The following is a 17,888-nucleotide window of genomic DNA, read 5'->3' as shown; positions in this document are numbered from 1 at the left end:
CACATATATCTACCCTGTGGCAATTCATAAAAAGACAGTGAGAGCCTCAGTCAAACTTAATTACATATTATTTGACAGGTGTTTCTAGTTAGATTTAAACATTTTTTAGCACCTTGCTTAAGATGTATATGCCTTGAACTTAAATGTTTTAATCTCTAACATGAGCTACTTGCTTTAATCTAACGTAGACATAAGCCACCCAGGGAATTACAAAGGCTGTATGAAATTATTATCCAATTTTATAAGTAATACTTTTAACCGAGTTGTAAAAAAGGTGTACTCGAACGACGTACTTACCGAACAATTAATGACGGTTTTAAAGTGCCACATTGAGCTGTTAGAAGAGACTTTAAAAAAACTAGAGGTTAATGATCCTTTGTTACCTAACACGGAAGATATGCGACCACTTCAGGATAGTTTATTAAAAACATTGAACTTGGTTAGGGAGTTCTGTTCTTTTGCTAGATTATGCAGGTCTGAAAACTCCACCAGCTTGATTTGTTTGTCTACCAAGCTGAACTTCGAGTATGAAATTCTCTTAAAAAGTGTCACACATGACGCAGAACGAGGTTTTGCGGTAATAAACTTTGTGCTGGTAGATAGACTGGAAGCGCACAAGCGAACAATTATTAATATTTTGTCGGCAGTGGGCGATAGTGCCAGTGCAAGCCTGCGGAACTAATATTGACGCTACTTAAAATATTTTACGATTCAAAATTTACCTAGGCCTACGCCCGCCGTTAATTAAATTTCTGGCCTTCTGGCTAGTTGTGATATGATTTATTAAAGGAATTAAAAAATTATTTGTATAACTATCATATGAATAGGTATTTGGTTGTAGTTTTGATTGCACTGAGATATAACTCTTTTTTGATTGATCTTCGCATGGCTCCCAAAACGGACTTATAAACAATAAGGAATTCGTAGCATGAGAATATTAAGGTTTTCGAAGTTGGATAGTTTAGTCCATAAATTGGGATCATATCTTACAATACCGGCTATAACTCTATTATCAGCGGGGTTTATCGAGTGGGTATTAATAGGACACCTCGAAAGATTTAATTCAAACTCTTCTTTTGAAAGTATTTTGGTTTATGCTGTGATATTGGTCGGGGTCGGGCTTACATTATTGACGAACTTTCAATTTTTATTTTTTCAACATTCCAAACGAGCAAAATATTTATCGCATAAGTCCGAGCTGGTATTTGAAGCAGTCAAACATTTAGATCAATTTGAAGAAATTATCAACCAATCACTTGAACGATCTGTCAGCGGTTTAGGCCCCGATATTAATGATCGGCTTGACGAGATTAAACAACTAAAAGGTAAAATAAGCCTAAAATTAGAAAGTATCTGCCTTTTTAATTCGTTGGACGCTCACGAAAAAGAGATATTAGAGCGGTTAGATAACATTTATTTTCAATACGAGTACCTTTCTTTTGTCGCGCTAAAAGTAGCAAACGACAGTAAAAGGATCACTGACGTAAGTAATGAGCTTCATTTCAAAAAGCAGCAACTTGCCGCTGACCTTTCTAAGGATTTTGACAAACACCCTGATAAACAGAAGTTAAGGCAGGCGTTTCGTGAGTTAAAGCGTCAATTAATAGCCCTTTATAATAAAAATTAAATGTAACAGACAATCTGGGGGGTTCATTAAAGTGAAGTTTTAAACTAAAACAGCTGGAAACTAAAAATACCCATTTTTAGCTTACGCTTGGTACATCAAACAGATGATGTACGATATGAAAAAAGTGATAAACATATATAGCTTTTCTTGCGGGGTATAGGGTTAATAAAGGATGGCGAAGTCACGGGACTTTTAGCTTTAATGCTATTACATGAATCGCGCAGTGAAGCTCGAGTCGATGATGATGGAGATATTATTTTATTAGAAGAACAAAACCGATCATTGTGTAAACAACCCCTAATTGACGAAGGGATTAAACTTGTTCAAGAATCTTTAAATAGCAAACAATTTATTTTTTATACAAGTCAAGCAGCCTTTTCGGCCGTGCAGACGCAATCAGTCAATTCAGCACAAATAGACGGGGACCAAATTATTGCGTTATATCAAGTATTGATAAACAACGAACCTCTATGGAACAAGCCATAGAGTGGGTAAACAAATGCCCTAATCCGATGCAAGAAACATCTGAAATCGAGATACGTACTTTCTATGATGTCAGCGACTGTAAAGTTGCGGACCCCGACGGCGAAACTGCCGAAAAAGAGACAGCACTCAAACAAAAATAACCATGCAAAATACCACTTCAAACACCTATATATTTTTTATGGTCATGAGTACTACAAACTTCATTTAGGCGCAGAAATAACTTGTTTAATGCGATTTAACCAAGCGCCAGAATCAGCACCAGATGGCATGTTACCAGATAATTTTGCGGATAAAGTTATGCATGCTCAGTTTAAGCTAGCTAACAGCAACTTTTTGATCTCCACTTTACGGCCAAGTAAAAGATAAATTTGGTATCAGTTGGATGGTGATGCTGTCAAGTGAAGATCAATAGAGCAGGGCAACTAGTGGGCTGAGCTTGCCAATCGCTATGGGTTATTTTTCGACTTATTTAAGTTTCTATTATGGGTTTTGCTGTCGCATTTGTCATAAGAAATAGCAGGACATGCTATAAGCAGGGTGCAGAATGTGAAATTATGTCCGATAAATAAGTAAAAATAACCATCTTCATCCATCTCTTGTCTTAGTTATTGCAAGCCACCTGTAGGTTTAGGATGAGTCTGATGGGTGGTTTGGAGAGCATAATGATAAAAAAAAGTATTACCGCAATTATATCCGCAACTTTCATCAGTGCCTGTTCACCAGCTGATACGACTAAAACCACAAAGAGCATTGATAAGTCTTCGCAGCTAACCGGTTCGCCGGCTACCGATCTTGATTACGCTTATAGTCCACAACAGCAGCTCGCAGGTTTTACCGTGCCAGAAGGCTTTCGAGTCGATTTAGTCGCGAGCGAAGAAGGCGGGGTGATCAATCCAATCGATATAGCCTTTGATGACGCAGGGCGGCTCTGGGTGCAGACCGCGAGCATGTATCCTATGGATGCCGTTGGTGACGACGTCTCTTTTGTTGAAGTCTTAGAGATTATGCGCGACCCGTCAAAACAAGCTGGCGGGCGATATAAAACCATTCTTGATTATTACCAAGGTGTCACACCTGGTGATGATAAAATTTTAGTTATTTCTGATCCGTACGCAGACAAACCCTCTAAACCGACGGTTTGGGCAGAAGGTTTGGCGATGCCACAATCGATTCTGCCGTACAAATCAGGTGCTATTGTGGCTCAAGGTTCAGAGATGTTTTTTTTAGATGATACCGATGGAGATGGTAAATCTGATCGTCGCGAAACTCTGTTAACTGGTTTTGGTATTACTGATTCTCATACTTTGCCGCATACCTTAGTGCGTGCCCCGGGCGGCTGGGTGCACTTTAGCCAAGGCGCGTTAAACAGTGGAAGGGTCAAATCTAAAGTAAGCGACGCTGAATTGGATGTAAATTATAGTAAAATAGTCCGCATGTCTTTAGATGCTCGTCGCATTGAATTGGCCGGCTCTGGCTTACAGAATATTTGGGGCTTTCAACTACGTGGCAATGGTCAATGGTATGGAACCGAAGCCAATGATATGGGCTGGTCTGTGGTGCCAATGGAAGTCGGCACAGGGTATAAAGGCATTGGCAATGAACGCATACGTCCTTATCAACCTTGGTTGCCAGCGCCGCATAAATTTAGGGTCGGCGGAACAGGGATATCAGGGCTGGCATTTGCCGATGATCTAGCGGGCTCTTTTCCTAAAAAATGGAAAGACATTGCCTTTTTAGCTAACCCTATTACAAGCAAAATTAACGCAGTGAAGGTATACCGAAACCCAGATGGTACTATCGTTGGAGAGCATCTTCCCGATTTTTTAACATCAAAAGATCCTAGATTTCGTCCTGTAAATATGGAATTTGGTCCGGACGGGTGCTTGTATGTGGTTGACTGGTATAACAAAATTATTTCTCATAACGAGGTAGAGCGTGACCACCCAGATCGCGATCGCTCGCATGGCCGTATTTGGCGTGTCTGTCACGACAGCCAGCCTGAACCAGAGGTTCCAAATTTATATCTTGCAGCCAACAAAGATTTACCCGGTCACTTATTGGCTCCATCTATCTGGCAAAAGCGTGCCGCATGGCATCAAATTGTTGATCGCAATGCGACTGAACTTGCTGGCCCTTTAAAAACAATGATTGCAGACACAAGCCTAGATATAACAACGCGTATTCATGCCTTGTGGTCTTTAGAGGGCATTGCTCATTATGACGAAACCCTGATGTCCAATCTTCTGGCATCCAGCGATGACGAACTTCGTCGTGAAGCGGTTCGCGCTTTGGCCAGTTTTGCCATTAGCCCAGCGCAAGTAGCTAAGCATCTTACGCCATTGCGTGACGACAACAATGTGATGGTAAGATCTCAGCTTTTACGGACCTTACGAGAAGTTGGACAAGCAAACAAAGACACTATTGATTTGCTCGTTTATTTTAGTAAAGACGACATTCCGGGGGAAACTTTAGGCGGCGCTTATGAACGTAAATTTGAACGATTTTTGGCGCGCATGGCATTAGAAGAATATCAGGATCAGTTGGCCGAGTATTTAACGAGTGAGCAAGCCAACAATCAGCCAGCAAACAACCTGTTGTGGGCTACCCAAGCGTTTGACGACGCGTCTGTTAGAGAAAAGTGGTTTTTAGCGCTGTGGCCAAAATTGGGTGATGAATATTTAGACAATGCTAACTTTATCATCATAGGGTCTATGCTCGGAAATAATTCAGCGATTGCGAATTTAATACGGCCTAGCTTTAATAATACTGATAATGCGCAAAAGCTAGTGAAGTTTGCTCAGCAAAATTACACCAAAATACAATCACCAAAGATGTCAGAGCTATTGCGCCCAGCGTTAGTTGAGCTATTAAAATCAGAAGATAAAGCTACTTTAGCATTGGCTGTTGATGTGGCTAATAAATTTTCGGTAAATGGTGTAGCAGAGGAGGTTGCTCAAATCATTCATTATCAGCACGCGGATGAAAGCTTGCTAAGAGCCGTGGTTAGTTTATTAGCTGACGACACGCAGGCTGTAAAGCCTCAGTTAGTTAGTTTATTAGAGCGTGATGACTTGTCTTTGGGATTAAGAATTCACACTTTAAAACAGCTTATTAATTCTGATACAAAGTTTGTTCAAACTTGGTTAACCGCGAAAGTTCCGCATATGAATAATACAGAAAAGCGTGCTGTGGTCAGTAGTTTTAGAGGCAATAAGCACGGGGCAAGGGTACTGCTTAACTTATTGGAAAAAGGTGTGCTTAACTACCAAAATTTTGATGCTCATAGCGCGCAATTTATTACTCAATTCCAGCCTGACGACGCTCGCTCTGCTGAGTTGGCTGCTGTTATGACAAAGCTGGAAAAAGAAGAGCGCGAAGGCATGCAGGCGAGAATTGAACATTTAGTTGCTTTGGCCGAAAAGCGAGGAGGTAACCCTCAAAACGGAAAAGCTCTCTTTACGGGTTTATGTTTGTCTTGTCATATTGTGGGCAGTGAAGGTGCCGGTTTTGCGCCAGCTCTGGATGGCTCTGGGCACCGCGATAATGAAGGTTTACTGACTGCTATTGTCAACCCAGATGCAGCGATTGAATCTGGTTATACCCTATATAGAATATTAAAAAAAGATGGAAGTATAATTGAAGGCTACCGTCAGTGGCATAACCGACGTGGCACTCGATTGAGGTTTATGGGGGGCGGAGAAGTTTTTATACCAGTTGCTGACATTGAACAACAGTATTTTGTAAAAGGTCGTTCGGTGATGCCTAAAGGTTTGATCGACTATTTAGGTGATTCGCAAATAGAAGACTTATTAGCCTATATTAGAAGCTTAAAATAGCGATGCAAACGCCGTTAAATGGGTAAAGATAAGTTCTTTCGATATTTAAACGGCGTGGTATAAAGGTATTTTTTAAACTGTCGCGTAAAGGAACTTTGGTCATAAAACCCAGATTCTACCGCGATAGTTGAAATCGGTGTTGTTGAGTGCTTTAACAATTCGCAAGCGCAGTGAAGCCTATGCCGGATGATGTATTCTTGCGGGCTTATATTAAATATTTGTTTAAAGTGTCTTTGATAACGCCGAATTGGCATATTAGCCATGTCTGCCAAGTCGTTTATTGAGAGGTTATCGCGAAAGTGTTCTTGAATGTACTGGGATGAATCAAATATAGCGCCTTTGGTTTGATAGGCACCCGGGTTAATCGCCTTATATTCTTGAATGCTACCCATAACACCAATGACATTTTGTTTAGTATCTAACACTGGGTATTTATGAGTCACAAACCAGCCTAAAATACCTTGCTCGTTTTTGAATAATTCAACAATAAACTTTTTCGGTTCACAGGTGTTTATAACTTCGCTGTCGTCTTGTTTAAACTTTTTTGCAAGATACTCAGGAAAAAAGTCTTCATCCTGAAATTTAAGCAAGTCAGCATGGTGCTCAATGCCTAAGGAATTTAATAAAAATCGATTGCCAAAAACGATTTGTCCATGCCTATTTTTGAAAAAAATAGAGATGTTATCCACACTGTTCACAAAGTCTAAAAAATGTGGCTGCAAAGAGATTTCTTTAATAAAGTCTTGTTGTTGTTTTTGAAGATGTTCAAACGACAATTTGTTTTTGTTAGATAACATTGAGTGAGGTATCTCTTGTGAATGCTAGGGCAAAACCTTATACCTGAAAATAGTAATAGTGACACATTATATTGTCGCTTTTGTAACAAAATGTGAGTTTTTGTGCAAGTTTTAGCACCCGAGATCTGGCACTATCTTATTTGTGGAACCAAGTAAATTGGTTTTGGAAATATTCAAACCCTTTTAACCCCTCAGAGCTTTGCTGATATTTATGCTGTATGAGGGCATTTAGATTCGAAACATAGAAAATTGAGGCGAAATCGTCTGCCAATTTGGAGTAATGATGAAAAAACTTTATAAACTAATCCCGTTATTCGTTGTTGGCGTAATGCTTGGTTGCATAAATACAGCCGCTTATGCAGATGTGCAAAAAGAGAGCAAACGTATCCTGTTACTCTCAGGTAAAAAAACTCATGCTTATGGTCATCATGAAAATAATGCGGGCATCTCTGTGCTGGCTAACTTATTGCAACGGCAAACCCAGATAAATTTTGAAACCCAAGTATTTTTGGATGCAGCTTGGCCGAGTGAAGCTCAGCTTAACGCCGCAGATGCCATTGTTATTATGAGCGATGGCGACGCTAAACATATACTTAAAGATAAAATGTCCGAATTTGATACCCTGTTAAAAAATAACAAGGATCTTGGTTTAGTATTTATTCACTACGCCACTGTACCCAATGGCAGAAAAGAAGCTGATTTTAATGGTGAGTATTTTAATAAATGGATAGGGGGTTTTTATGCTGGAAATAGTCACAATAAAACTTTGACAAGATGGACACACATCCAAGCCAAATTGCCAGCTCACCCTGTCAATAATGGGGTTAAACCCTATACCATTTTTGATGAAATTTATTATCGGATGGAATATGTTAAAGGTATTAAACCCATAGTGGTGGCTGAGTCTTATAAAGTAGTCCCTAACTTTCATACGAATGTTGAAAAGTCTCGCTATGAAAGGGATAGCCAAGCGGTTAATGGCTTTAAAAATGAACTAGAGCGAACCATTTTTTGGAGCTTTGAACGTGACGATGGCGGTAAGAGCGTTGCCACTACTATGGGGCATATTCATGCCAATTTTTGGACCAACAAAAGTATCCGTAAACAAATGATAAATAGTGTCGCTTGGGTTGCTGGTTTACAAGTGCCTGAAGCAGGTTTTGATGCATTAGAGCTGTCAGAAGCGCAGCTTATGCTTAATCACTCAATGCCAAAATCAAAGTAAATAAGCTAGTATTAAAGGGCTGAAATTTTAAGGTGATAAAACCAATAAAGACCATGCCCTTTCGTTGAAGAAAGTTTGCTGTGTCTGTTCAAAAATCATCCCTTTAATTAAAAAATTCAATAGACTGGCCGCGAGCTTGCCAGTCAATATCATAGCTTGGTGCAAACAATATCCAATATGAGTTAATTTTATTAAATGCTTTTAAGCACATCAGCAGATCCTACGCGTTTTCACTCGGTTAACATGATATCCTGATCATAAATTTAAAAAAGTGAATTAGGCCCAGCTTGACGTATGAAGAACCTTGCAGAAAAACTCGCACGACTAGACAAAAATGAGCTGATCAATTTTGTTGTGCACTTGCATAAAGAAACCCCTGAGCTACAGGCAAAAATTGAGCTTTTAGCCAGTAAAGAATCTGCGGATGAGCAAATAAAGTTATTAAAAAAACGAATACAGAGCATCAAAAGGGGCACCCGCTTTATTGACTACCGGGCTATGCGGCCTTTTTGTAGTGAATTGCAAGATATTGCCCAGTCGATTGCTGAGCTTGTGGCAAAAAATACCGAGCATAAAGCTGTGTTTAATTTATAGATAGGTTTATGCAAAGCCATGAAGATGTGTATCAACGGGCCGATGACTCAAGTGGTTTCCTTGGTGATATATATCAAAGCAATGTCGAGGTGTGGTTAACAGCTGCAAAACAGTTGCGACTAGCACAGCAAACCTCAAAAAAATCAACAAAAGTGGTAAACTGGCCTGATGAAGTTCTTACGCGCTTTAACAATAATGACTACGCAATATGGGATACTCTACTGGAAAAAAGCGCAATATTACTCACCGCTGACGAGCTAGAAACACTTGCGGCACATTTTGAAAATACAGCACATGATGCATTAGGAAATTCATCAGAAAATGACAGATATGGTCTTACAGCCTTGCACGCGCAAATTGGCTTGGCCGGCGTTGGCCAAGCATTAAACAAACCTGAGTATATTGAAAAGGGCACTTTATTGGGTAGCCCTGAGCCAAACGAACTGCAAAAATTAGATCTAGCTAAAGTTTTATTAAATTTAGGCCATGCGCAGCGCGCACTTACTTGGTTGCAAGGCAGTTGGCCAAAACGCTTTGAGTGGAATCTGAACAGATTATTGGACGAATGTTACCAAGCATCAGGTGATTTGGGCGCTCAACTTGAGTTACGCCGTCAGCAATATCAACAGCAGCCTGATATTTATAATTTAAATGCTTTACTTGAAATTAGTAGTGCAGAGGAGAGTCAAACGCTTAGGTATCAAGCCATTGATAAAGCTGAAAAAATTGAGCACTTTAGTATTAGAATCGACACGTTAATTGAGTTACAAGCGTCCGAAGTTGCCGCTAGCCAAGTGATTAACAATGCCAAGCAATTGGAGAGTGTTGGTTATTTTGTTTCGCCGGAATGGGCGCAATATTTTGTTAAGCAAAGCCAGCCGCTGGCGGCTAGCTTATGTTATCGATCACTAATTGATGATATTTTAGCGGCGGCTCGCTCTAAAGCGTACCACTATGCTGCAGCCTATCTTAAAAAGTTAACTTTGTTGCAAGCTAAAATTACTGACTATCAAAATCATATCTCACATAGTGAATATTTTGAGAGGTTAAAAACACAGCACAAGCGCAAAAGTGCTTTCTGGTCAAAAGTGAATAGTTAGCCAATTTAGGACTCGAACAGAGGGCTAATGAATCCTGACGCTAAAATTTTGTGAGCTTAATTTACTCAAAGTAATTTTTAGCAATGCATTTGGCGTTTTGATTAAGTGCCAAATGCATTGCTAGTCTTGTTAATCAGCGGCTACAACTTATTGGCGACCATACTTAAAGATTGGCTAAGGTATCATGTACCCTAGTTGTATATAGCTAATTAGAGTGGGTCGCTGTAGCAATGACAGTTGTAAAGTCGTACCGTACTGCAAAAAAGAAAATTGCAAGCAGCTTATATAATGACTTAAATTATAAGCAAAACAGCATGATCTAATTAACGGCATGACTAAGTTAATCAAAGCTTGGATTAAAGGACTATTTATGAAAATAATTTTGTTGGCATTATCCCTCATAGCATCTTCGGCGCTCGCGTCGGTTATCCCGAATGAAGCTCACATTTATGTTGAAGGCAGTTCTGAGTTTAGTATTTATCCTGACCAAATAAAAACCTCGATTTTTTTAGCATCGGTTAATCATGATGCAGAAATAGCAAAGGCAGACGTAGATCAAAGATCATTGAAACTATTTGAAGCATTAAAAGAAATAAATGTTGAGAGCGGAGATATAACTGCAACTCCGTTGCAAATAAATCCAGCGTTTGAATATCAAGATGGGAAAAAAATAGATACAGGTACAAAGGTAAGCCGGAATGTAGACATCAGGCTAAAAAATTTGAAAAAATACCCTCAACTCAATGATCTTTTAGTAAAGGCAGGCATCACCTCAAAAGTATCATCTGTGGTTGAAGTTCTAAACGAGCGAGAACTTAAGAAAAAAGCGCTAAAGCTTGCATTGAAAGATGCAAGAAGCAAAGCAGAAACGCTGGCCGAACTTCAAAATAAAACGATTAAAGATGTACACTCAATATCAGAATTTGACACACGTGATGATAATTCTTACACCTTAAGGCCAGACCAAAATATTTATGGTCAGTCGTATGCTGCTGCCGAGCAACGTCGAAGAGTACCACCACCATCACCAGTTTTTGAAATTGGGGAAATGAGAGTAACAGCAAAAGTATATGTTGTTTATACAATTAAATGATTATTAATATTAATAAATTAACAAAAAGGTGAGGGAGTTTGATTTAAACTTATTTTGAGGATAAATAAGTTGGTACGACCGAGTGGACTCGAACCACCGACCCCTACCATGTCAAGGTAGTGCTCTAACCAGCTGAGCTACGGTCGTACATTTGTGTTAACGAAGCTATGCTTAGATACAAACTCACTCAAATGAGCTAAAGTCGTACAATAGATGTTAACTTGCTTTAAACTCTTCGTTGAAAGCGGGGCGAATAATACTGTCTGATGTTAAGCTTGGCAACCCTTTTTTATAAAAAATAATTTGTTTGCTTTATTTTTAATCTATCTGGTTGAATTAACACCGATAGAGCAGCTTTTTAGTAATTTTTGCCAGCTTAACGCGTGCGATTTAATTTGTTTTTTATAGTTGTGATAGTAGCTTTGTTCTTGATTGCTTAAAAATAAGCGATAAAACTCGTTATCAGATTCAAAGTTGCTATAAATTGTTTGCAATAACGGCAATATTTGATCGGCTTGCCGCTGGATATTAGCTAAATGCGGTTGCAATATTGCTGCGTAATATTTTGTGAGCACATTTTTTAAATAATCCACTTCAGGTTTTGGTGTGGATGTTAGACATATATTGTTAATATTAAGTTTATTTATCATACCTTCAACCTGACCAATTTTTAGATGTGTTGCGTATATTGTGTAAAACATTCTGGCTAAATAATGGTCATTTTCAATTTTTTGAGCGGCCCTCATAAACTGGCTAATGTCTTGTTCGGTGATATCTTCGACCATTTTTTGGCTGATTTTGGCCAACTCGTTTAAATAAACGATATGGTTTTGCATACTGTCACTGCGGTTTTCAAGCAGTTTTTGTTGAAATCTCAACCAGTTTTTATGAATTTTGGCATGCGTTAAAAAATATTTTACCTGAGCTGGCCAATATTTTTCTTTGTGAGCTTTTAATTCTTTAACTTTTTGTTGGGTTTTGAGGTTGGTAATGGAGGAGATATCGCAAGTTTTTAGGGTTTTTAACAGCTTTAATTCATAAATAAATCGACTTTGTACATCTTGAACGCGACCCAAAGAACTATTGCGTTCACCGATAAAGCTCTGTAAGTCGCAAGCTTGAATAGAAAGGGCGCTTATTAGCGAGAGTTCAGCGGAAGGCGGCGTTGGGTAGTCCGAAAAATTAAAGCTAGCTGTATTATTTTGGCTTACTAAGCTCACCTCACCTAACCAAGTTTCGGCTAAGGTTTGTATTCGCTCTGGATATTTGTTCCACTCGCGGGTTAGTTGACTGTCAAAACATCCGCTTAAAACACAAATAACTGCCGCTGTGATAGCTAGACTTTTATAATAAATCACTGGATTTTTTATAAAATATTCGTAAACGTATGTACAAGAGTATGGCAGCTGCAGACAAACTGATCAATAGGCCCTGCCAATATGCCGCAACACCGGGTTGATAATCACCAATGCCGTTTTGGGCGACAAAATAACCAAACGGAAAACCAACACACCAATAAGCAATGAGTACCATTAACATAGGAAAACGAGTGTCAGCATAGGCTCGCAAGGCGCTTGCAAAGACAGTTTGTAGGGCATCAGGAAACTGAAACACAGCGGCCCACATTAACAGGGTGCCGGCGAGTACAATGATTTCGGCTTGGTCAGTAAACAATGGAATAAAATAAGGTCGTGTAAAGTAAATGGTAGTACAAGAAAATGCAGCAAATATCAACGACATAGTAATGGCAGATTGACTTACTTTTTTTGCTTCTTTAAATTTCTGTTGGCCGATTCGCTGGCCCACTAAAACCGTTGTTGCCATGCCAATACTTAAAGGGATCATGTAAAAGTTGGTGGTAACATTTAAGGCAATTTGGTGCGCAGCCGCAGCGGCTGTACCATAGGTTGCAATCGCCAGTGCCACAGCTGCAAACAAAGCAATTTCCATTAATATTGTTAAACCTATCGGCAAACCAAGTTTTAGTTGGTGTAGCAAAGTGCTGAAATTTGGCCAGGCAAAGCTTAGCTGATCGATTATCGGTTTGGTATATGCGGCTCTATTTGAATAAAACCACATAGCAATTAAGATGTATAAATTAACTAAGCTTGTGGCCACACCACAGCCTGCGCCGCCTAATGCTGGGGTAATAGGGCTTCCGTAAATAAACAAATAGTTTAACGCAACATTAATGGCCATTCCGGTCGAGCTAATAATCATTAAAGGTTTAGTTTGGCCAACGGCTTCGTTTAAAAAGCGCAGAACTGCCATCAAACAGATAAAAGGGATGCCATAAGCTAAATACTGAAGATATTCAGAACCTATGCGGACCAGTGGGGCATCTAGTCCTAAATATTCCAAGAAGCCTGTTGAAAATAATAAAGCTGCAGTCGAGATTAAGCAGATGAACAGGGCGAGCCAAACGCCTTGCATAAGATCTTTTGCGAGTGCAGGATAGTCGGAGCGGCCATAGTGGCGCGATAAAATGGGGGATAATACCATGATCACACCTAGGCTAAAAAAGTACACTAAATGCCAAATTGAAAGAGCAGTACCAACTGCTGCCATATCATTTTCGCTTACCTGTGCCGACATTAACAAGTCTATGGTCACCATTAAGGTTTGAATCGCCTGAGTGATCCAAATTGGCCAAGCAAGTTTAAAAATTTCTTTTATATAACGACCACTTAACAATTTTTATCCCTTAAACTAAAAAACCCGCCAGAAGCGGGTTTTTATATCGAACTGAATAATTAATTATATCAGTCTTTAGCGATTGGCGTAAATGCTCGTGGTAACTCACCCGTGTACATTTGGCGTGGACGACCAATTTTAGCACCCGGCTGACTAAGCATTTCGTGCCAGTGTGCAATCCAACCAATGGTACGTGACATCGCAAAGATAACGGTAAACATATTCGTTGGGATACCGATAGCTTTTAAAATAATACCTGAGTAGAAGTCAACGTTTGGATAGAGCTTTTTGCTAATGAAGTACTCGTCTTCTAATGCAATCTGTTCTAAACGCATTGCTACGTCTAATAAAGGATCATTAATACCTAACGCGTCTAATACTTCGTGGCATGTTTCGCGCATTACTTTAGCGCGAGGATCGAAGTTTTTATAAACTCGGTGACCAAAGCCCATTAAACGGAACGGGTCTGATTTGTCTTTTGCACGTGCAACGTATTCGTCGATGCGGTCAACAGAGCCAATTTCTTCTAACATGTTTAAGCAGGCTTCGTTTGCACCACCGTGTGCAGGGCCCCACAATGACGCGATACCCGCTGAGATACAGGCATAAGGGTTGGCACCAGATGAACCTGCTAAACGTACGGTAGAAGTTGAAGCATTTTGCTCGTGGTCAGCGTGTAATGTAAAGATTCTGTCCATTGCACGAACCACGGCTGGCTCTAATTTGTACTCTTCTGCTGGCACTGAGAACATCATGTTTAAGAAGTTTTCAGAGTAGCTTAAGTCATTTTTAGGGCCGACAAACTTTTGTCCAATGCTGTATTTGTAACACATGGCAGCAATGGTTGGTAATTTGGCTACTAAACGTGTCGCACATCTCACCCGTTGCTCAGGATCTGTGATGTCTAAGTCTCTGTGGTAGAAAGATGACATAGCACCGACAGTGCCACATAACATCGCCATTGGATGTGCATCACGACGGAAGCCGCGGAAGAAAAACTCAATACCTTCATGTACTAAGGTATGTCGTTTAATGGTTTTAACAAAGTCTTTGTACTGAGCTTCAGTCGGCGCATTGCCGTGAATCAGTAGGTAACAAACTTCCAAATAATCTGCTTTTGTAGCAAGTTCGTCGATTGGATAGCCTCGGTGTAATAAAACACCATTTGCACCATCAATAAAGGTGATTGCAGACTCACAGGAGCCTGTTGCCAGAAAACCCGGATCAAAAGTAAAATAACCATGTTTACCGAGTGTTCGGACGTCAATGACATCCTGGCCCATTGTGCCTTTGAGGACGGGTAATTCAATCTGCTGTCCGTCTACATTGAGGATGGCTTTCTTATCAGCCATAGAGTTTCTCCTTTCGAGCAAGTCGTGTGACAGGTTGAGTTATTATTAATACGTGAAACTGACATAGTTTGTCAATTTGCTTTCGGTAATAATACCAGTTGTATCTTGCAAAGTTTAGTCGCTTAGATTTCAAGTTTGTAAAAAACAAAATTTTAATCAAGTCCCAAGACCAAACATTGTAACAGTCTTTTCGCCGAATGAAATCAGTTGTATAAAACTTAATAAGTCTGAGCTTCATCGTTAAAATACTTTACGTTAGTTTGTGCGATAAAAACAGCTGTTATACTAACTTAAATAATATTTATGCCCAATGTTAAATATATTCATTTCAAAAATGCGTTTAATTCATTAAAAAAATAAACTTTTTGCTCAAAATTAAGCTATAAATTAAGACCCATCGGAGCTGTATTTATCTGGCTGTTTTTTCGTAAGTTGGTTGTTACTTTTGCCAGCTTAGCTTAACATTCAGAGGGTGATTAATAATTGTTAGTCTCCGTAACAAAAAAACAAAACTCAGCTTGTAAACTAAATCGATTTTTAAAATCCGTAATGGGTTTAATATCAAGCAATCAAAAAAAGTGGGTAAACTCGTGAAAAAGCAAAGACCTGTAAACCTGGATTTGACCACAGTCAAATTCCCGGCAAGTGCTATTGCATCTATTCTGCATCGTGTTACCGGCGTTGCCATGTTTATTGCCATGGGCATTTTAATGTGGGTATTAGCCGCGTCCCTTTCATCTCAAACTGGCTTTGAGCAAGTTCACCAATGGTCCCAAAGTATTTGGGGCAAATTCATCTATTGGGGTACGCTGACTGCACTGGGTTACCATGTGTTAGCCGGCTTACGTCACCTAGTTATGGATTTAGGCCATTGGGAAAATCTTGAGTCGGGCAATTTAAGCGCAAAAATTGTGGTTGTATTGGCCGTTGTCTTGTCAGTTATTGCAGGAGTTTGGGTATGGTAAAAAATGCCGCAACTGTGGGGCGCAGCGGACCCCATGATTTTATTTTAGTGCGAGCCAGTGCCATTGTAATGCTGGCGTACGCAATTTTTATGATTGTCTTTTTGGCAACAACGCCCGAATTAACTTATGCCATTTGGAGCGACTTATTTTCAGCCGTTTGGGTTAAAGTATTTACTTTGATCGCGCTAATTAGTTTAACTGCGCATGCTTGGATTGGCTTGTGGCAAGTACTAACCGATTATGTCAAACCAGCGGGTACCCGTCTTTTTTTACAGTTTTTTCTAAATATTATCGCGATCGCCTACCTGTTAACAGGCGCCGTGGTTTTGTGGGGTGTATAAGTGAATATTCCAGTCAGAGAATTTGATGCCGTCGTGATAGGCGCCGGTGGTGCAGGTATGCGTGCTGCATTACAAATTTCGCAATCAGGTAAAACCTGTGCTTTGTTGTCTAAAGTATTCCCAACTCGCTCTCACACAGTTTCGGCGCAGGGTGGGATCACAGTTGCGTTGGGCAACGCACACGAGGATAACTGGCAATGGCATATGTATGATACCGTTAAAGGGTCAGATTATATTGGTGACCAAGACGCTATTGAATACATGTGTAAAACAGGACCAGAAGCGATCCTGGAACTAGAAAACCTAGGTTTACCATTTTCACGTTTTGAAAACGGCAAAGTATATCAGCGACCTTTTGGTGGTCAGTCTAAAAACTTTGGTGGCGAGCAGGCAGCACGTACCGCCGCAGCCGCTGACCGTACTGGACACGCATTATTGCATTTGTTATATCAGCAAAATGTTAAAAATAAAACCACTGTATTTAGTGAGTGGTATGCACTGGACTTAGTAAAAAACCAGCAAGGTGCTGTGGTTGGTTGTACTGCCATCGACATCGAAACAGGTGAAGTGGTTTATTTTAAATCAAAAGCAACCGTGTTAGCGACTGGTGGTGCAGGGCGTATTTTTGCTTCAACCACAAATGCACATATTAATACCGGTGACGGTGTGGGTATGGCACTACGTGCTGGTGTACCTGTGCAAGATATGGAAATGTGGCAATTCCACCCAACTGGTATTGCAGGTGCGGGTACCTTAGTAACTGAGGGATGTCGCGGTGAAGGCGGCTACCTGTTGAACAAAGACGGCGAACGTTTTATGGAGCGTTATGCGCCAAATGCCAAAGATTTAGCCGGCCGTGACGTTGTAGCTCGTTCTATGATGACTGAAATCCGTGAAGGTCGAGGATGTGAAGGTCCTTGGGGGACGCATATCAAACTTAAGTTAGATCATTTAGGTAAAGACGTATTAGAGAGCCGTTTGCCAGGCATTTTAGAATTGTCACGAACCTTTGCTCATGTTGATCCAGTTAAAGAACCAATTCCAGTTATCCCAACTTGTCATTATATGATGGGTGGTATTCCGACCAATGTAAATGGCCAAGCTGTTGGTATTGATTCAAACGGTAAAGATTATTTAATTGATGGTTTATATGCCTGTGGTGAAATTGCATGTGTGTCTGTACATGGTGCAAACCGCTTAGGTGGCAACTCTTTGCTCGACTTAGTAGTATTTGGTCGTGCAACTGGTTTATATCTTGGTGACGCGTTAAATGATTATAGTACGAGCGAAGCATCTGACTCAGATATCGAAGCTTCATTAACCCGCTTTAATCGCTGGGAGTCTACGGATAAAGGTGAAGATCCCGTGCAAATCAAAAAGGATTTGCAAAACTGCATGCAGCTTAACTTTTCGGTCTTCCGTGAAGGCGACTCAATGGCACAAGGTTTGGCCGAGCTTAAAGAAATTCGCGAACGACTTAAAGTGGCTAAGTTGGATGACCGCAGTTCAGAATTTAACACTCAGCGCATCGAATGTTTAGAGTTAGATAACTTGATGGAAACTGCGTTTGCAACCGCGGTTGCTGCAAACTATCGCACTGAAAGCCGCGGCGCACACAGCCGTTTTGACTTCCCGGATCGTGATGATGAAAACTGGTTGTGTCACTCTATTTATCAGCCAGAAAGCGAGTCTATGGCCCGCCGTGAGGTGAATATGCAACCTAAGCTGCGTGAAGCATTTCCGCCTAAAGTACGTACTTATTAAGCACGGGGTTACTG

The 17,888-nt window shown here is 40.2% G+C and carries 16 protein-coding genes and 1 tRNA gene; 12 read left to right on the top strand and 5 right to left on the bottom strand.

Annotated features, from left to right (window positions below; genetic code table 11):
• The first annotated feature begins 220 nt into the window (after positions 1 to 220).
• From C727_RS0110485 to C727_RS0110460, 5 genes are all read left to right on the top strand, one after another.
• On the top strand, positions 221 to 682 hold the full coding sequence (locus C727_RS0110485; protein ID WP_017445595.1) for a hypothetical protein: 462 nt from the start codon (positions 221 to 223) through the stop codon (positions 680 to 682).
• Between the two features lie 447 nt (positions 683 to 1,129).
• Complete coding sequence (locus tag C727_RS0110480; RefSeq protein ID WP_155949214.1) at positions 1,130 to 1,627, top strand: V-type ATP synthase subunit I domain-containing protein; 498 nt, start codon at positions 1,130 to 1,132, stop codon at positions 1,625 to 1,627.
• Positions 1,628 to 1,774: 147 nt separating this feature from the next.
• On the top strand, positions 1,775 to 2,113 hold the full coding sequence (locus C727_RS0110475) for a DUF6596 domain-containing protein (protein WP_337460079.1): 339 nt from the start codon (positions 1,775 to 1,777) through the stop codon (positions 2,111 to 2,113).
• Positions 2,098 to 2,253, top strand: a complete 156-nt coding sequence (locus C727_RS19555; protein WP_017445592.1) for a YciI family protein — start codon at positions 2,098 to 2,100, stop codon at positions 2,251 to 2,253. The genes C727_RS0110475 and C727_RS19555 overlap by 16 nt, the downstream gene beginning before the upstream one ends.
• A gap of 522 nt (positions 2,254 to 2,775) precedes the next feature.
• On the top strand, positions 2,776 to 5,949 hold the full coding sequence (locus C727_RS0110460; protein ID WP_162131396.1) for a PVC-type heme-binding CxxCH protein: 3,174 nt from the start codon (positions 2,776 to 2,778) through the stop codon (positions 5,947 to 5,949).
• Between the two features lie 14 nt (positions 5,950 to 5,963).
• Here the strand turns inward: C727_RS0110460 and C727_RS18365 are convergent, their stop codons facing one another.
• Entirely contained in the window at positions 5,964 to 6,746 is a 783-nt protein-coding gene (locus tag C727_RS18365) for a helix-turn-helix domain-containing protein (RefSeq protein ID WP_017445589.1), read from the bottom strand.
• 283 nt (positions 6,747 to 7,029) lie between these two features.
• On the opposite strand from C727_RS18365, the gene C727_RS0110450 reads away from it, so the two are divergent.
• From C727_RS0110450 to C727_RS0110430, 4 genes are all read left to right on the top strand, one after another.
• Positions 7,030 to 7,971, top strand: a complete 942-nt coding sequence (locus C727_RS0110450) for a ThuA domain-containing protein (RefSeq protein WP_017445588.1) — start codon at positions 7,030 to 7,032, stop codon at positions 7,969 to 7,971.
• Positions 7,972 to 8,265: 294 nt separating this feature from the next.
• On the top strand, positions 8,266 to 8,565 hold the full coding sequence (locus C727_RS0110440) for a DUF6880 family protein (protein WP_017445586.1): 300 nt from the start codon (positions 8,266 to 8,268) through the stop codon (positions 8,563 to 8,565).
• Positions 8,566 to 8,573: 8 nt separating this feature from the next.
• Positions 8,574 to 9,665, top strand: a complete 1,092-nt coding sequence (locus C727_RS0110435; protein WP_017445585.1) for a DUF6880 family protein — start codon at positions 8,574 to 8,576, stop codon at positions 9,663 to 9,665.
• A 370-nt stretch (positions 9,666 to 10,035) separates the two neighbouring features.
• Complete coding sequence (locus tag C727_RS0110430) at positions 10,036 to 10,758, top strand: SIMPL domain-containing protein (protein ID WP_155949213.1); 723 nt, start codon at positions 10,036 to 10,038, stop codon at positions 10,756 to 10,758.
• A gap of 70 nt (positions 10,759 to 10,828) precedes the next feature.
• Here C727_RS0110430 and C727_RS0110425 read toward each other — a convergent pair.
• The 4 genes from C727_RS0110425 to C727_RS0110410 all read right to left on the bottom strand — a co-directional run bounded on the left by C727_RS0110425 (position 10,829) and on the right by C727_RS0110410 (position 14,804).
• A tRNA-Val gene (locus C727_RS0110425) sits at positions 10,829 to 10,905 on the bottom strand.
• Positions 10,906 to 11,081: 176 nt separating this feature from the next.
• Positions 11,082 to 12,116 (bottom strand): DUF3080 family protein, encoded by a 1,035-nt coding sequence (locus C727_RS0110420; protein WP_017445583.1) that lies wholly within the window; start codon positions 12,114 to 12,116, stop codon positions 11,082 to 11,084.
• Entirely contained in the window at positions 12,103 to 13,452 is a 1,350-nt protein-coding gene (locus C727_RS0110415; protein WP_017445582.1) for an MATE family efflux transporter, read from the bottom strand. Before C727_RS0110415 ends, C727_RS0110420 begins: the two co-directional genes overlap by 14 nt.
• Positions 13,453 to 13,520: 68 nt before the next feature.
• Positions 13,521 to 14,804: a citrate synthase gene (locus tag C727_RS0110410; RefSeq protein WP_017445581.1), complete on the bottom strand. Its 1,284-nt coding sequence runs from the start codon at positions 14,802 to 14,804 to the stop codon at positions 13,521 to 13,523.
• Between the two features lie 590 nt (positions 14,805 to 15,394).
• Here C727_RS0110410 and sdhC point away from each other — a divergent pair.
• The 3 genes from sdhC to sdhA are packed head-to-tail and all read left to right on the top strand — an operon-like array spanning position 15,395 to position 17,874.
• Entirely contained in the window at positions 15,395 to 15,769 is a 375-nt protein-coding gene (gene sdhC / locus C727_RS0110405; protein ID WP_017445580.1) for a succinate dehydrogenase, cytochrome b556 subunit, read from the top strand.
• Entirely contained in the window at positions 15,763 to 16,110 is a 348-nt protein-coding gene (sdhD, locus tag C727_RS0110400; RefSeq protein ID WP_017445579.1) for a succinate dehydrogenase, hydrophobic membrane anchor protein, read from the top strand. Before sdhC ends, sdhD begins: the two co-directional genes overlap by 7 nt.
• Positions 16,111 to 17,874 carry a succinate dehydrogenase flavoprotein subunit gene (gene sdhA / locus C727_RS0110395; protein WP_017445578.1) on the top strand — a complete coding sequence of 588 codons (1,764 nt, stop codon included), beginning with the start codon at positions 16,111 to 16,113 and terminating at the stop codon, positions 17,872 to 17,874.
• Positions 17,875 to 17,888 lie beyond the last annotated feature (14 nt).

Origin of the sequence: Gayadomonas joobiniege G7, from assembly GCF_000300815.1 — a bacterium.
GTDB lineage: Bacteria > Pseudomonadota > Gammaproteobacteria > Enterobacterales > Alteromonadaceae > Catenovulum > Catenovulum joobiniege.
Note: the sequence above shows the minus strand (reverse complement) of the source record. Positions and strands in the feature narration are given on the sequence as shown.

Excerpts from the sequence above, each read along its gene's own strand:
- C727_RS0110485 (WP_017445595.1), top strand. The coding sequence starts at position 221 with ATGAAATTATTATCCAATTTTATAAGTAATACTTTTAACCGAGTTGTA.
- C727_RS19555 (WP_017445592.1), top strand. The coding sequence starts at position 2,098 with ATGGAACAAGCCATAGAGTGGGTAAACAAATGCCCTAATCCGATGCAA.
- C727_RS0110460 (WP_162131396.1), top strand. The coding sequence starts at position 2,776 with ATGATAAAAAAAAGTATTACCGCAATTATATCCGCAACTTTCATCAGT.
- C727_RS18365 (WP_017445589.1), bottom strand. The coding sequence starts at position 6,746 with ATGTTATCTAACAAAAACAAATTGTCGTTTGAACATCTTCAAAAACAA.
- C727_RS0110450 (WP_017445588.1), top strand. The coding sequence starts at position 7,030 with ATGAAAAAACTTTATAAACTAATCCCGTTATTCGTTGTTGGCGTAATG.
- C727_RS0110440 (WP_017445586.1), top strand. The coding sequence starts at position 8,266 with ATGAAGAACCTTGCAGAAAAACTCGCACGACTAGACAAAAATGAGCTG.
- C727_RS0110435 (WP_017445585.1), top strand. The coding sequence starts at position 8,574 with ATGCAAAGCCATGAAGATGTGTATCAACGGGCCGATGACTCAAGTGGT.
- C727_RS0110430 (WP_155949213.1), top strand. The coding sequence starts at position 10,036 with ATGAAAATAATTTTGTTGGCATTATCCCTCATAGCATCTTCGGCGCTC.
- C727_RS0110410 (WP_017445581.1), bottom strand. The coding sequence starts at position 14,804 with ATGGCTGATAAGAAAGCCATCCTCAATGTAGACGGACAGCAGATTGAA.
- sdhD (WP_017445579.1), top strand. The coding sequence starts at position 15,763 with ATGGTAAAAAATGCCGCAACTGTGGGGCGCAGCGGACCCCATGATTTT.